Source organism: Streptomyces sp. NRRL S-31 (assembly GCF_000718775.1).
In the GTDB taxonomy this organism is placed as follows: Bacteria; Actinomycetota; Actinomycetes; order Streptomycetales; family Streptomycetaceae; genus Streptomyces.
Genome location: NZ_JOCB01000033.1, coordinates 22,160 through 35,817, shown reverse-complemented (window position 1 = coordinate 35,817; position 13,658 = coordinate 22,160). Strand labels below are relative to the sequence as shown.

At 71.7% G+C, this 13,658-nt stretch carries 11 protein-coding genes; 10 read left to right on the top strand and 1 reads right to left on the bottom strand.

The window, feature by feature from the left end:
- Positions 1-79: 79 nt before the first annotated feature.
- Entirely contained in the window at positions 80-679 is a 600-nt protein-coding gene (locus IF37_RS0115325; protein WP_030742149.1) for a TetR/AcrR family transcriptional regulator, read from the bottom strand.
- 98 nt (positions 680-777) lie between these two features.
- Here IF37_RS0115325 and IF37_RS0115320 point away from each other — a divergent pair, with 98 nt between their 5' ends.
- The 10 genes from IF37_RS0115320 (at position 778) to IF37_RS0115275 (ending at position 13,640) form a co-directional block, all read left to right on the top strand.
- Complete coding sequence (locus IF37_RS0115320) at positions 778-2,394, top strand: carboxyl transferase domain-containing protein (protein WP_030742148.1); 1,617 nt, start codon at positions 778-780, stop codon at positions 2,392-2,394.
- An 11-nt stretch (positions 2,395-2,405) separates the two neighbouring features.
- On the top strand, positions 2,406-4,322 hold the full coding sequence (locus IF37_RS0115315) for a biotin carboxylase N-terminal domain-containing protein (RefSeq protein WP_030742146.1): 1,917 nt from the start codon (positions 2,406-2,408) through the stop codon (positions 4,320-4,322).
- The gene (locus tag IF37_RS0115310; protein ID WP_030742144.1) at positions 4,319-5,263 is read left to right on the top strand and encodes a hydroxymethylglutaryl-CoA lyase; all 945 of its coding nucleotides are present in this window, start codon (positions 4,319-4,321) and stop codon (positions 5,261-5,263) included. Before IF37_RS0115315 ends, IF37_RS0115310 begins: the two co-directional genes overlap by 4 nt.
- A gap of 5 nt (positions 5,264-5,268) precedes the next feature.
- The gene (locus tag IF37_RS0115305) at positions 5,269-6,429 is read left to right on the top strand and encodes an acyl-CoA dehydrogenase family protein (RefSeq protein WP_030742143.1); all 1,161 of its coding nucleotides are present in this window, start codon (positions 5,269-5,271) and stop codon (positions 6,427-6,429) included.
- Between the two features lie 137 nt (positions 6,430-6,566).
- Positions 6,567-7,613 carry an ABC transporter substrate-binding protein gene (locus tag IF37_RS0115300; protein WP_030742141.1) on the top strand — a complete coding sequence of 349 codons (1,047 nt, stop codon included), beginning with the start codon at positions 6,567-6,569 and terminating at the stop codon, positions 7,611-7,613.
- Positions 7,614-7,671: 58 nt separating this feature from the next.
- Positions 7,672-8,517, top strand: a complete 846-nt coding sequence (locus IF37_RS0115295; protein ID WP_030742139.1) for a siderophore-interacting protein — start codon at positions 7,672-7,674, stop codon at positions 8,515-8,517.
- Between the two features lie 123 nt (positions 8,518-8,640).
- Positions 8,641-10,083 (top strand): lysine decarboxylase DesA, encoded by a 1,443-nt coding sequence (gene desA / locus IF37_RS0115290; RefSeq protein WP_030742137.1) that lies wholly within the window; start codon positions 8,641-8,643, stop codon positions 10,081-10,083.
- Positions 10,067-11,353: a lysine N(6)-hydroxylase/L-ornithine N(5)-oxygenase family protein gene (locus IF37_RS0115285; protein WP_030742135.1), complete on the top strand. Its 1,287-nt coding sequence runs from the start codon at positions 10,067-10,069 to the stop codon at positions 11,351-11,353. The genes desA and IF37_RS0115285 overlap by 17 nt, the downstream gene beginning before the upstream one ends.
- The gene (locus IF37_RS0115280; protein WP_030742130.1) at positions 11,350-11,874 is read left to right on the top strand and encodes a GNAT family N-acetyltransferase; all 525 of its coding nucleotides are present in this window, start codon (positions 11,350-11,352) and stop codon (positions 11,872-11,874) included. Before IF37_RS0115285 ends, IF37_RS0115280 begins: the two co-directional genes overlap by 4 nt.
- Entirely contained in the window at positions 11,871-13,640 is a 1,770-nt protein-coding gene (locus IF37_RS0115275) for an IucA/IucC family siderophore biosynthesis protein (RefSeq protein WP_030742129.1), read from the top strand. The genes IF37_RS0115280 and IF37_RS0115275 overlap by 4 nt, the downstream gene beginning before the upstream one ends.
- The last annotated feature ends 18 nt before the right edge of the window (positions 13,641-13,658 follow it).

Below are 13,658 nucleotides of genomic sequence, written 5' to 3'. Positions count from 1 at the left end.
CGGAAGTCCGTCCAGAGGTATCCGGCCGTAACCCTCGTCACGGCCGCGCGCCGGCGCGCACAGCGGCCGGGGCCACGGCCTACGAATCCTCCCCCGCCGCCGCGAACGCCCCCCGCGCCATCCGGTGCAGCAGGGCCGCCGTCGTCTGGCGGCCGGGCAGCGTGCCGGCGCGGCCCAGGTGGGGGGTGGAGTTGAGCAGGCCGAAGACCGAGTGGACGGCCGAGCGGGCGGCCGGCTCGGTCAGACCCGGGTACACCTCGCGGACCACCCCCACCCACAGCTCCAGGTACTGCCGCTGGAGCTGCCGCACCAGCTTGCGGTCGCTGTCGCGCAGCCGGTCCAGCTCCCGGTCGTGCAGGGTGATCAGCGGGCGGTCGTCCAGGGCGAAGTCGATGTGGCCCTCGATGAGCGAGTCCAGCGTCCGGCCGGCCGGCTCGCCGTCGGCCTCCGCCAGGCGCCGCCTGGCCCCGGTGAGCAGCTGCCCGCTGATGCCGACCAGCAGCTCGGCGAGCATGGCGTCCTTGCCCGGGAAGTGCCGGTACAGACCGGGGCCGCTGATGCCGACCGCGGCGCCTATCTCGTCGACGCCGACGCCGTGGAAGCCGCGCTCGGCGAAGAGCCGCGCGGCCTCCTTCAGGATCTGCTCGCGGCGGGTGGGGGCGTCGGTTCTGCTGGCCATGCGGTCGATTCTAGACAGCGCGGTTAGCGGTCGTTAACCTGGTGGGCGTAGGTTAACGCTCATTAACAGGTTCGGACACCGGGTGAGGGGACCGCAGGATGCAGGAGGCACCGGAGCTGACGAGCGCGGCGGACCCCGCGTCGGAGGGCTGGCGGGCCAATGAACGGGCCCATCTCGCACTCGTGGAGGAGCTGCGCGCCAAACTGGCCGCGGCGGCCCTCGGCGGCGGCGAGAAGGCGCGGGCCCGGCATACGGCGCGGGGCAAGCTGCTGCCCAGGGACCGGGTGGACACGCTGCTCGACCCGGGCTCGCCCTTCCTGGAGCTGGCCCCGCTGGCGGCCGACGGGATGTACGACGGGCAGGCGCCGGCCGCCGGGGTGATCGCCGGGATCGGCCGGGTCGCCGGACGCGAGTGCGTGATCGTCGCCAACGACGCCACGGTCAAGGGGGGCACGTACTACCCGATGACGGTGAAGAAGCACCTGCGCGCCCAGGAGGTGGCCCTGGACAACCGGCTGCCGTGCGTCTACCTGGTCGACTCCGGCGGGGCCTTCCTGCCGATGCAGGACGAGGTCTTCCCCGACCGGGACCACTTCGGCCGGATCTTCTACAACCAGGCCCGGATGTCCGGCGCCGGCATCCCGCAGATCGCGGCCGTCCTCGGCTCCTGCACGGCGGGCGGGGCGTACGTCCCGGCGATGAGCGACGAGGCCGTGATCGTCCGCGGCCAGGGCACGATCTTCCTCGGCGGTCCGCCGCTGGTGAAGGCGGCCACCGGCGAGGTCGTCACGGCGGAGGAGCTGGGCGGCGGCGAGGTGCACTCCCGGGTCTCCGGGGTCACCGACCACCTCGCCGAGGACGACGCGCACGCGCTCCGGATCGTCCGGAACATCGTGGCCACGCTCCCTGCCCGGCAGGCGCTGCCCTGGGAGGTGCGGCCGTCCGTCGAGCCGAAGGCCGACCCCTACGGGCTGTACGGCGCCGTGCCGGTCGACTCCCGCACCCCCTACGACGTCCGCGAGGTCATCGCGCGCGTGGTCGACGGCTCCCGGTTCGCCGAGTTCAAGGCCGAGTTCGGGCAGACGCTGGTCACCGGCTTCGCCCGGATCCACGGCCACCCGGTCGGGATCGTCGCCAACAACGGCATCCTGTTCTCCGAGTCCGCCCAGAAGGGCGCCCACTTCATCGAACTGTGCGACCAGCGCGGCATCCCGCTGGTGTTCCTCCAGAACATCTCGGGGTTCATGGTCGGCAGGGACTACGAGGCGGGCGGCATCGCCAAGCACGGCGCCAAGATGGTGACGGCGGTCGCCTGCGCACGCGTGCCGAAGCTGACGGTGGTGGTCGGCGGCTCCTACGGCGCGGGCAACTACTCGATGTGCGGCCGGGCCTACTCCCCCCGCTTCCTGTGGATGTGGCCCAACGCCAAGATCTCCGTGATGGGCGGCGAGCAGGCGGCCTCCGTCCTCGCCACCGTCAAGCGCGACCAGCTCCAGGCCCGGGGCGAGGAGTGGCCCGCCGAGGACGAGGAGACGTTCAAGGCGCCGATCCGCGCGCAGTACGAGCGCCAGGGCAACGCCTACTACGCCACCGCCCGGCTCTGGGACGACGGCGTGATCGACCCGCTGGACACCCGCCAGGTGCTCGGTCTCGCCCTGACGGCCTGCGCCAACGCGCCCCTGGGAGATCCCCAGTTCGGCGTCTTCCGGATGTGAGGAGGGGAACCGTGTTCGACACAGTGCTGGTGGCCAACCGGGGCGAGATCGCCGTCCGCGTGATCCGTACGCTGCGTTCGCTGGGCGTGCGCTCGGTGGCGGTCTTCTCCGACGCAGACGCCGACGCACGGCACGTCCGGGAGGCCGACACGGCGGTCCGGATCGGCCCGGCGCCCGCCGCCGAGAGCTATCTGTCGGTGGAGCGGCTGCTGGCAGCCGCCGCCCGCACCGGCGCCCAGGCCGTCCACCCGGGGTACGGCTTCCTCGCCGAGAACGCGGGCTTCGCGCGCGCCTGCGAGGAGGCGGGGCTGGTCTTCGTCGGCCCGCCGGCGGACGCGATCGCGCTCATGGGCGACAAGATCCGGGCCAAGGAGACCGTCCGGGCCGCCGGGGTGCCGGTGGTCCCCGGCGGACGCGACCCGGAGCTGGCGCGGGCCGCCCGCGACCTGGGCGCGCCCGTGCTGCTGAAACCGTCCGCGGGCGGTGGCGGCAAGGGCATGCGCCTGGTGCGGGACCTGACAGCGCTGGAGGAGGAGATCGCCGCCGCCCGCCGGGAGGCCCGCGCCTCCTTCGGTGACGACACCCTGCTGGTGGAGCGGTGGATCGACCGCCCCCGGCACATCGAGATCCAGGTGCTGGCCGACGGCCACGGGAACGTGGTCCACCTCGGCGAGCGCGAGTGCTCCCTCCAGCGGCGCCACCAGAAGATCGTCGAGGAGGCGCCCAGCGTGCTCCTGGACGAGGCCACGCGCGCGGCGATGGGCGAGGCGGCCGTGCAGGCGGCCCGCAGCTGCGGGTACCGGGGCGCGGGCACGGTGGAGTTCATCGTGCCGGGCGGTGACCCGTCGTCGTACTACTTCATGGAGATGAACACCCGTCTCCAGGTGGAGCACCCGGTCACCGAACTCGTCACCGGGCTCGACCTGGTGGAGTGGCAGCTGCGGGTGGCGGCCGGGGAGCCGCTGGGCTTCGCGCAGGAGGACGTGGCGCTGACCGGGCACGCGGTCGAGGCCCGGATCTGCGCCGAGGACCCCGCGCGCGGGTTCCTGCCGTCCGGCGGCACGGTCCTGCTGCTGAACGAGCCGTCGGGCGACGGCGTCCGCACCGACTCCGGGCTCAGCGAGGGCACCGAGGTGGGCAGCCTGTACGACCCGATGCTGTCCAAGGTGATCGCCTACGGTCCCGACCGCGCGACGGCGCTGCGCAGGCTGCGGGCGGCCCTGGCGGAGACGGTCACGCTGGGCGTGCAGACCAACGCCGGGTTCCTGCGCCGGCTGCTGGCCCACCCGGCCGTCGTCGAGGGCGACCTGGACACGGGTCTGGTGGAGCGGGCGGTGGACGACCTGGTCCCCGCCGAGGTGCCGGAGGAGGTGTACGAGGCGGCGGCGGCCGTGCGCCTGGAGGCGCTGACCCCGCGCGCGGAGGGCTGGACCGACCCCTTCTCGGTGCCGAGCGGCTGGCGGCTGGGCGGCACCCCTCGGCCGCCCGTCTTCCACCTGCGGGTGCGGGAACCGGTGGCGTACCGCCCCCGGGGCACGCACACCGTCAGCGGCGACCGGGTGAGCGTCACCGTGGACGGCGTCCGGCACACGTTCCACCGCGCCGGTGACTGGATCGGCCGCGACGGCGACGGCTGGCAGGTCCGCGACCACGACCCGGTCGCCGCGGCGCTGAACCGCGCGGCCCACGCGGGCGCCGACTCGCTCACCGCCCCCATGCCGGGCACGGTGACGGTGGTCAAGGTGGCCGTCGGCGACGAGGTGACCGCGGGACAGAGCCTGCTGGTGGTCGAGGCGATGAAGATGGAGCACGTCATCTCCGCCCCGCACGCCGGCACGGTCGCCGAGCTGGACGTGGCGCCGGGCGCCACGGTCGCCATGGACCAGGTGCTGGCCGTGATCGCACCGCACGAGGAGGTGGCCCCGTGACCGTCGGTGGACTGCCCATGGTCGTACCGGCCCAGGACCTGCCCGCCCGGGTGCGGATCCACGAGGTCGGCGCGCGCGACGGGCTCCAGAACGAGAAGTCGGCGGTACCGGTGGAGATCAAGGCGGAGTTCATCCGCCGGCTGGCCGCCGCGGGCCTCACCACGATCGAGGCGACGAGCTTCGTGCACCCGGAGTGGGTGCCCCAGCTCGCGGACGCCGAACAGCTGTACCCGATGGTCAGCGACCTCCCCGGGGTCGACCTGCCGGTGCTGGTCCCCAACGGGCGGGGTCTGGACCGGGCGCTCGCGCTCGGCGCCGACCGGGTCGCCGTCTTCGCCAGTGCCACGGAGTCCTTCGCTAAGGCCAACCTCAACCGCACGCTGGACGAGTCGCTGGCGGTGTTCGAGCCGGTGGTGCGGCGCGCGAAGGACGAGGGCGCGCACGTGCGGGGCTATGTGTCGATGTGCTTCGGCGACCCGTGGGAGGGCGCGGTGCCGCCGCACCAGGTGGCGCGGGTCTGCACCGCCCTGCGGGACATGGGCTGCGACGAGCTGAGCCTCGGCGACACGATCGGGGTGGCCACCCCGGGCCATGTCCTCGCACTGCTCTCCCTGCTGAACGAGGAGGGCGTGCCGACGAACGTGATCGGCGTGCACTTCCACGACACCTACGGACAGGCGCTCGCCAACACCCTGGCCGCCCTCCAGCACGGTGTCACCACGGTGGACGCCTCCGCGGGCGGCCTCGGCGGCTGCCCGTACGCCAAGTCCGCGACCGGCAACCTCGCCACCGAAGACCTCGTATGGATGCTGCACGGGCTCGGCATCGAGACCGGGGTCGACCTCGGCCGTCTGACCGCCACCAGCGTGTGGATGGCCGCCCATCTGGACCGGCCCAGCCCGTCCCGTACCGTCCGCGCCCTCTCCCACAAGGACCAGTGATCAGCATGGACCACCGTCTCAGCCCCGAGCTGGAGGAACTCCGCCGCACGGTGGAGGAGTTCGCGCACGACGTCGTGGCGCCGAAGATCGGCGACTTCTACGAGCGGCACGAGTTCCCGTACGAGATCGTCCGCGAGATGGGCCGGATGGGCCTGTTCGGGCTGCCGTTCCCGGAGGAGTACGGCGGCATGGGCGGCGACTACCTGGCGCTCGGTCTCGCCCTGGAGGAACTGGCCCGGGTGGACTCCTCGGTGGCCATCACCCTGGAGGCGGGCGTCTCGCTGGGCGCGATGCCGCTCCACCTGTTCGGCACCGAGGAGCAGAAGCGGGAGTGGCTGCCCCGGCTCTGCTCCGGCGAGGTGCTGGGCGCGTTCGGCCTGACGGAGCCGGACGGCGGCAGTGACGCGGGCGCCACCCGCACCACGGCCCGGCTGGACCCGGACACGGACGAGTGGGTGATCAACGGCACCAAGTGCTTCATCACCAACTCGGGTACGGACATCACCGGGCTGGTCACCGTGACGGCGGTGACCGGACGCAAGCCGGACGGCCGCCCGCGGATCTCGGCGATCATCGTCCCGTCCGGCACGCCGGGCTTCACAGTGGCGGCGCCCTACTCCAAGGTCGGCTGGAACGCCTCCGACACCCGTGAGCTGTCCTTCCAGGACGTCCGGGTGCCGGCCGCCAATCTGCTCGGCGAAGAGGGGCGCGGCTACGCGCAGTTCCTGCGCATCCTGGACGAGGGCCGGATCGCCATCGCGGCGCTGGCGACGGGGCTGGCCCAGGGCTGTGTGGACGAGTCGGTGAAGTACGCGCGCGAGCGCCACGCCTTCGGCCGCCCGATCGGCGCCAACCAGGCCATCCAGTTCAAGATCGCCGACATGGAGATGAAGGCCCACACGGCCCGGCTGGCCTGGCGGGACGCGGCCTCCCGCCTGGTGGCGGGCGAGCCCTTCAAGAAGGAGGCGGCGCTGGCCAAGCTCTACTCCTCCACGGTCGCCGTCGACAACGCCCGCGACGCCACCCAAGTCCACGGCGGGTACGGCTTCATGAACGAGTACCCGGTGGCCCGGATGTGGCGCGACTCCAAGATCCTGGAGATCGGCGAGGGCACGAGCGAGGTCCAGCGCATGCTGATCGCACGGGAGTTGGGGCTGGTGAGCTGAGCCGTACCCGGCGGCCCGGGGGCCGCTGACGGGCCGGTGCGGGGCGCCCCGCCCCCTGGACATCAGCTGAGGTTAGGCTAACCTACCTTCGAACGTGTCCGGCGGGCGTCCCGCCCCGGTCGAAAGCAGTCATACCCATGCCCCATGCCCGTGCCACCCACCTCACTCGCCGCGGTCTGCTCGCCGCGGGCGGCGCCCTCGGACTCGGTGCGGCGCTCGCCGCCTGCGGGGACGGCAAGGGCAAAGACAGTGGCTCCGGCGGGGACAAGGGCACGGGCGCGTCGGGCCCCTGGTCCTTCAAGGACGACCGCGGCACGACCGTGAAGCTGGACAAGGTTCCCGCGAACATCGTCGCGTTCACCGGTGTAGGCGCCGCGCTGTACGACTACGGCATCCGGGTGAAGGGCGTCTTCGGCCCGACGAGGACCACCGACGGCCAGCCCGACGTCCAGGCCGGCGACATGGACGTCAGCAAGGTGACGGTCCTCGGCAACGCCTGGGGCCAGTTCAACATCGAGAAGTACGCCTCCCTCGCGCCGGACGTGCTCGTCACCACGATGTTCGACGGCGCCGGCACCCTCTGGTACGTCCCCGACGAGTCCAAGAAGAAGATCGGCCGGCTGGCCCCGAGCGTCGGCATCTCCGTCTACGACCGCCAGCTCACCCAGCCGCTCCAGCGCATGTGGGACCTGGCCGAGTCGCTGGGCGCGGACATGAAGGCCACGAAGGTCACCGACGCCAAGAAGCGGTTCGAGGACGCCGCCGCCCGGCTGCGCGCCGCCGCCAAGGCCAAGCCCGGTCTCAAGGTGATGGCCGGCAGCGCCAGCGACCAGCTGTTCTACGTCTCGGGCAGCAACCTCTCCGTCGACCTGGAGTACTTCAAGGCCCTCGGCGTGAACTTCGTCGAGCCGCCGGAGAGTGCCAAGAAGCAGGGCGGCGGCTGGTACGAGTCGCTGAGCTGGGAGAACGTCGACAAGTACCACGCCGACATCATCATGATGGACGACCGCACCTCGGCCATCCAGCCGGCCGACATCACCAAGGCGACCTGGAAGAAGCTGCCCGCGGTCAAGGCCGGCCAGGTCATCGCCCGCTCCCCCGAGCCGATCCTGTCCTACGACAAGTGCGTGCCGCTGCTGACGAACCTGGCCGAGGCCCTGGAGAAGGCCCAGAAGGTCGGCTGACCCCGCCCCCCGCCCCCCGCCCCCACATAGCCCTGACACCACCTCTCAGGAGCCACACATGACGACGGCCGTAGCCGCCCCGTTCCGTTTCTTCTCCCTCCAGGTCGTACGGACGAGGCGGCTCGGCCCGTCCCTGGTCCGGGTCACCTTCACCGGGGCCGACCTGCACATCTGCCACTCCGACGGGCATGACCAGTCCCTGTCGCTGTTCCTGCCGCAGCCGGGGCAGAGCGAGCCCGTCGTCCCGCTGGACCTGGGCGACAGTTGGTGGCAGGCGTGGCGCGAACTGCCGGACGACGTGCGGGCGGTGATGCGCTCCTACACGCTCCGGGCGCTGCGGCGCGACCCCGACGAGATCGACATCGACTTCGCCCTGCACGGCGTGGGGCCCGGTGCCGCCCACCCCGCCGGCCCGGCCTCCCGCTGGGCCGCGCGCGCCGCCGCGGGCGACCGGGTGCTGCTGCTCGGGCCGGCCGTCGCCGACAACCGCGCGATCCGCTTCCGGCCGCCCGCGGACACCGATCTCGTCGTCCTGTGCGGTGACGAGACGGCCCTGCCGGCCGCGACCGCGATCCTGGAGTCCCTCCCCGCCGGCACCCGGGTCCGGGCCTGGCTGGAGGTGCCGCACGCCGGGGACGTCCAGGAGGTGCGCACGGCGGCGGACGCGGAGATCACCTGGCTCGTACGGCACGACGGGTCCCCCACGACCGTCGACGCCGTACGGGCCGCCCCACTGCGCGGCGCCGAACGGCCGTACGTATGGATCGCCGGTGAGTCCGGCCAGGTCAAGTCGTTGCGGCGGCACTTCGTCGGTGAGCGCGGGGTGGACCGCCGACGTGTCACCTTCGTCGGCTACTGGCGGCGGGGCCTGTCCGAGGAACAGCTCCGCGCCACGGGCGAGTAACCGCCCCCGCACCACCTTCCGCTGTGCCGCCGGGCCCGGGGACAGCCATGCCCCGGACCGTCAAACTTAGGTTAGGCTAACCTAAGTTCAATCGCCACGGACCGTCCCTCGGAGGACCCCCACATGCGCTCGCACCTGCTCAATGGCCTCACCGCGGAGCACTACCGCCGCTCCGTGACCGAAGGAGTCGAGCGGGTGGCGGCCAAACTCGCCACCACCGACCGTCCGTTCACCGGCATCGGCGTGGACGCGCTCGCCCCGCGCATCGACGCGATCGACCTCGACCGTCCGCTGGGCGACACCACCGCCGTGCTGGACGAGCTGGAGGACGTCTACCTGCGGGACGCGGTCTACTTCCACCACCCCCGCTACCTCGCCCACCTCAACTGCCCGGTCGTCATCCCGGCGGTGCTCGGCGAGGCCGTGCTCTCCGCCGTCAACTCCTCGCTGGACACCTGGGACCAGTCGGCCGGCGGCACCCTCATCGAGCGCAGGCTCGTCGACTGGACGGCCGCCCGGATCGGCCTCGGCCCGGCCGCCGACGGCGTCTTCACCTCCGGCGGCAGCCAGTCCAACCTCCAGGCGTTGCTGCTCGCCCGGGAGGAGGCCAAGAGCGACGACCTCGGCAGACTGCACATCCTCACCTCCGAGGCAAGCCACTTCAGCGTGCGCAAGTCCGCGAAGCTGCTCGGCCTCGGACCCGACTCCGTGATCACCGTCCCGGTCGACCACGACAAGCGCATGCGGACCGTCGCCCTCGCCCACGAGCTGGAGCGCTGCACCGGCGACGGCCTGATCCCGATGGCCGTCGTCGCCACCGCCGGCACCACCGACTTCGGCTCCATCGACCCGCTGCCGGAGATCGCCGAACTCTGCGCCCGGTACGGCGTCTGGATGCACGTCGACGCCGCCTACGGCTGCGGACTGCTGGCCTCCCTGAAGCACCGTGACCGCCTCGACGGCATCGAGCGCGCCGACTCCGTCACCGTCGACTACCACAAGTCCTTCTTCCAGCCGGTCAGTTCCTCCGCCCTGCTGGTGCGGGACGCGGCCACCCTGCGGCACGCCACCTACCACGCCGACTACCTCAACCCCCGCCGCATGGTGCAGGAACGCATCCCCAACCAGGTGGACAAGTCCCTCCAGACCACCCGCCGCTTCGACGCCCTCAAGCTGTGGCTCACCCTGCGCACGATGGGCGCCGACGGCATCGGCCGGCTCTTCGACGAGGTCTGCGACCTCGCCCGGGAGGGCTGGCGGCTGCTGGCCGCCGACCCCCGCTACGACGTCGTCGTCGAGCCCACCCTGTCCACCCTGGTCTTCCGCTACGTCCCGGCGGCCGTCACCGACCCGGCCGAGACCGACCGCGCCAACCTCCACGCCCGCAAGGCCCTGTTCGCCTCCGGCGACGCCGTGGTCGCGGGCACCAAGGTGGCCGGCCGCCACTACCTGAAGTTCACCCTGCTCAACCCCGAGACCACCACGGCCGACATCGCCGCCGTCCTCGACCTGATCGCCGGCCATGCCGAGCAGTACCTGGGAGTGTCCCTTGACCGCGCGTCCTGAAGCCCCGTCCGCCACCCACGACTTCGTGGGCATCGGGCTCGGCCCCTTCAACCTCGGGCTCGCCTGCCTGACCGAGCCGATCGCCGCGCTCGACGGCGTCTTCCTGGAGTCCAAGCCCGACTTCGAGTGGCACGCCGGCATGTTCCTGGACGGCGCCCACCTCCAGACCCCGTTCATGTCGGACCTGGTCACCCTGGCCGACCCGACCTCGCCGTACTCCTTCCTCAACTACCTGAAGGAGAAGGGCAGACTGTACTCGTTCTACATCCGCGAGAACTTCTACCCGCTGCGCGTCGAGTACGACGACTACTGCCGCTGGGCCGCCGGGAAACTGAGCAGCGTCCGCTTCGGCACCACGGTCACCGAGGTGACCTACGAGGACGAGCTGTACGTCGTGCGCACCGAGGCCGGGGACACCTACCGCGCCCGGCACCTGGTCCTGGGCACCGGCACCGTCCCCCACCTCCCGCCGGCCTGCCGGGGACTGGGCGGGGACCTGCTGCACACCTCGCAGTACATGCACCGCAAGGCGGAGCTGCTGAAGAAGAAGTCCATCACGGTCGTCGGCAGCGGCCAGAGCGCGGCCGAGATCTACTACGAGCTGCTCTCCGGGATCGACGTCCACGGCTACCAGCTCAACTGGGTCACCCGCTCCCCGCGGTTCTTCCCGCTGGAGTACACCAAGCTGACCCTGGAGATGACCAGCCCGGACTACATCGACTACTTCCGGCAGCTGCCCGAGGACACCCGCTACCGGCTGGAGAAGCAGCAGAAGGGCCTGTTCAAGGGCATCAACTCGGACCTGATCGACTCGATCTTCGACCTGCTCTACCAGAAGGACGTCGAGAGCGGCGACCGCCCGGTCCCCACCCGGCTGCTCACCAACTCCAGCCTGCGCACGGCCGCGTACCGGGACGGGACGTACACCCTCGGCTTCCACCAGGACGAACAGGACAAGGACTTCACGCTGCGCACCGAGGGCCTGGTCCTGGCCACCGGCTACCACTACACCCCGCCCGCCTTCCTCGAACCGGTCCGCGACCGCCTGCGCTTCGACGCGCACGGCCGCTTCGACGTCGCCCGCAACTACGCCGTCGACAGCACCGGGCGCGGCGTCTTCCTCCAGAACGCCGGCGTCCACACGCACAGCATCACCAGCCCCGACCTCGGCATGGGTGCCTACCGGAACGCGTACATCATCCGTGAGCTGCTCGGCACGGAGTACTACCCGGTGGAGAAGACCGTCGCCTTCCAGGAGTTCGCCGTATGACCTTCACGTTCCGACCCGTCGACCCCTCGGCCGACGCCGCGCTGCTGCACTCCTGGGTCACCCACCCCAAGGCGGCCTTCTGGATGATGCAGGACGCGACGCTCCAGGACGTCGAGCGCGCCTACCAGGAGATAGCCGCCGACGAGCACCACCACGCGCTGCTCGGCCTCGAGGACGGCACCCCCGCCTTCCTCATGGAGCGGTACGACCCGGCGCTCCGGGAACTGACCGGGCTGTACGAGCCGCTCCCCGGGGACGTCGGCATGCACTTCCTGACCCCGGCGACCGACACGCCCGTGCACGGGTTCACCAAGGCCGTCATCACCGCCGTCATGGCCCATCTCTTCGAGGACCCGGTCGTCGAGCGGGTCGTCGTCGAGCCGGACGTCCGCAACAAGGCCGTGCACGCCCTGAACGAGGCCGTCGGGTTCGTGGCCGAGCGGGAGATCGACAAACCGGAGAAGCGGGCCCTGCTGAGCTTCTGCACCCGCGAGCGGTTCGCCGAGGCGGTGGCCGCGTGACCCCCGCCGACGCCGTGGCCCACCTGTCCCCCGAACGCTGGGCGACCGCCAACCGGCTGCTGCTGCGCAAGGCGCTCGCCGAGTTCGCGCACGAGCGGCTGATCACGCCCGAGGAGGACGGCGACCGGTACACCGTCCGCAGCGACGACGGCCTGACCCACTACCGGTTCAGCGCCGAACGCCGGGCCCTGGACCACTGGCAGATCGACGCCGGCTCCCTCACCCGGCACCGCGACGGCACCGAACTCCCGCTCTCCGTGCTGGACTTCTGCATCGAGCTGCGGGAGTCCCTGGGGCTGAGCGACGAGATCCTGCCGGTCTACCTGGAGGAGATCTCCTCCACCCTCTCCGGCACCTGCTACAAGCTCACCAAACCGCGGATCACCTCCGCCGAGCTGGCGACGAGCGGTTTCCAGGCCATCGAGACCGGGATGACCGAGGGCCACCCGTGCTTCGTCGCGAACAACGGGCGGCTCGGCTTCGGCGTCCACGATTACCTGTCGTACGCGCCCGAGACGGCGAGCCCGGTACGGCTGGTGTGGCTGGCCGCGCACCGCTCGCGGGCCGCGTTCACGGCGGGCGTCGGGATCGAGTACGAGTCCTTCCTGCGCGAGGAGCTGGGCGGGACGACGGTGGAGCGGTTCCGCACCCGGCTCACCGACCGGGGCCTGGACCCCGCCGACTACCTGTTCATCCCGGTGCACCCCTGGCAGTGGTGGAACAAGCTCAGCGTCACCTTCGCCGCCGAGGTCGCCCGCGACCTCCTGGTCTGCCTCGGCGAGGGTGACGACGAGTACCTGGCCCAGCAGTCGATCCGCACCTTCTTCAACGCCAGCGCCCCGCACAAGCACTACGTGAAGACCGCCCTGTCGGTCCTCAACATGGGCTTCATGCGCGGTCTGTCCGCCGCCTACATGGAGGCGACCCCGGCCATCAACGACTGGCTGGCCGGGCTGATCGAGAGCGACCCGGTGCTGAAGGCCACCGGTCTCACGATCATCCGGGAGCGGGCCGCCGTCGGCTACCGGCACCTGGAGTACGAGCGGGCGACCGACCGCCACTCGCCGTACCGCAAGATGCTGGCCGCGCTGTGGCGGGAGAGCCCGGTGCCCGCGCTGCGGGACGGCGAGACCCTGGCGACCATGGCGTCCCTGCTGCACGTGGACCACGAGGGCGCCTCCTTCGCCGGCGCGCTGATCGCCCGTTCGGGCCTGGAGCCGGCCGAGTGGCTGCGCGGCTACCTGCGGGCCTACTACACCCCGCTGCTGCACAGCTTCTACGCCTACGACCTGGTGTTCATGCCGCACGGCGAGAACACGATCCTGGTGCTTCAGGGCGGGGCCGTGCGGCGGGCGGTCTACAAGGACATCGCCGAGGAGATCGCCGTCATGGACCCGGACGCGGACCTGCCGCCCGAGGTGCGGCGGATCCGGGTCGACGTCCCGGAGGACACGAAGCTGCTGTCGATCTTCACGGACGTCTTCGACTGCTTCTTCCGGTTCCTCGCCGCCCACCTCGCCGCCGAGTCCGTCCTGGCGGAGGACGACTTCTGGCGCACGGTCGCCGAGGTCACCCGCGAGTACCAGGAGGCGAACCCCCGGCTGGCCGACCGGTTCCGCCGGTACGACCTGTTCGCCCCCGAGTTCGCGCTGTCCTGCCTCAACCGGCTCCAGCTGCGCGACAACCGGCAGATGGTGGATCTCGCCGACCCGTCCGGCGCGCTCCAGCTCGTCGGGACCCTGAAGAACCCCCTCGCCGGGTTCTGACCCCCGAGGGCGGGCGGG

Excerpts from the sequence above, each read along its gene's own strand:
- IF37_RS0115325 (WP_030742149.1), bottom strand. The coding sequence starts at position 679 with ATGGCCAGCAGAACCGACGCCCCCACCCGCCGCGAGCAGATCCTGAAG.
- IF37_RS0115320 (WP_030742148.1), top strand. The coding sequence starts at position 778 with ATGCAGGAGGCACCGGAGCTGACGAGCGCGGCGGACCCCGCGTCGGAG.
- IF37_RS0115305 (WP_030742143.1), top strand. The coding sequence starts at position 5,269 with ATGGACCACCGTCTCAGCCCCGAGCTGGAGGAACTCCGCCGCACGGTG.
- IF37_RS0115300 (WP_030742141.1), top strand. The coding sequence starts at position 6,567 with ATGCCCCATGCCCGTGCCACCCACCTCACTCGCCGCGGTCTGCTCGCC.
- IF37_RS0115295 (WP_030742139.1), top strand. The coding sequence starts at position 7,672 with ATGACGACGGCCGTAGCCGCCCCGTTCCGTTTCTTCTCCCTCCAGGTC.
- desA (WP_030742137.1), top strand. The coding sequence starts at position 8,641 with ATGCGCTCGCACCTGCTCAATGGCCTCACCGCGGAGCACTACCGCCGC.
- IF37_RS0115280 (WP_030742130.1), top strand. The coding sequence starts at position 11,350 with ATGACCTTCACGTTCCGACCCGTCGACCCCTCGGCCGACGCCGCGCTG.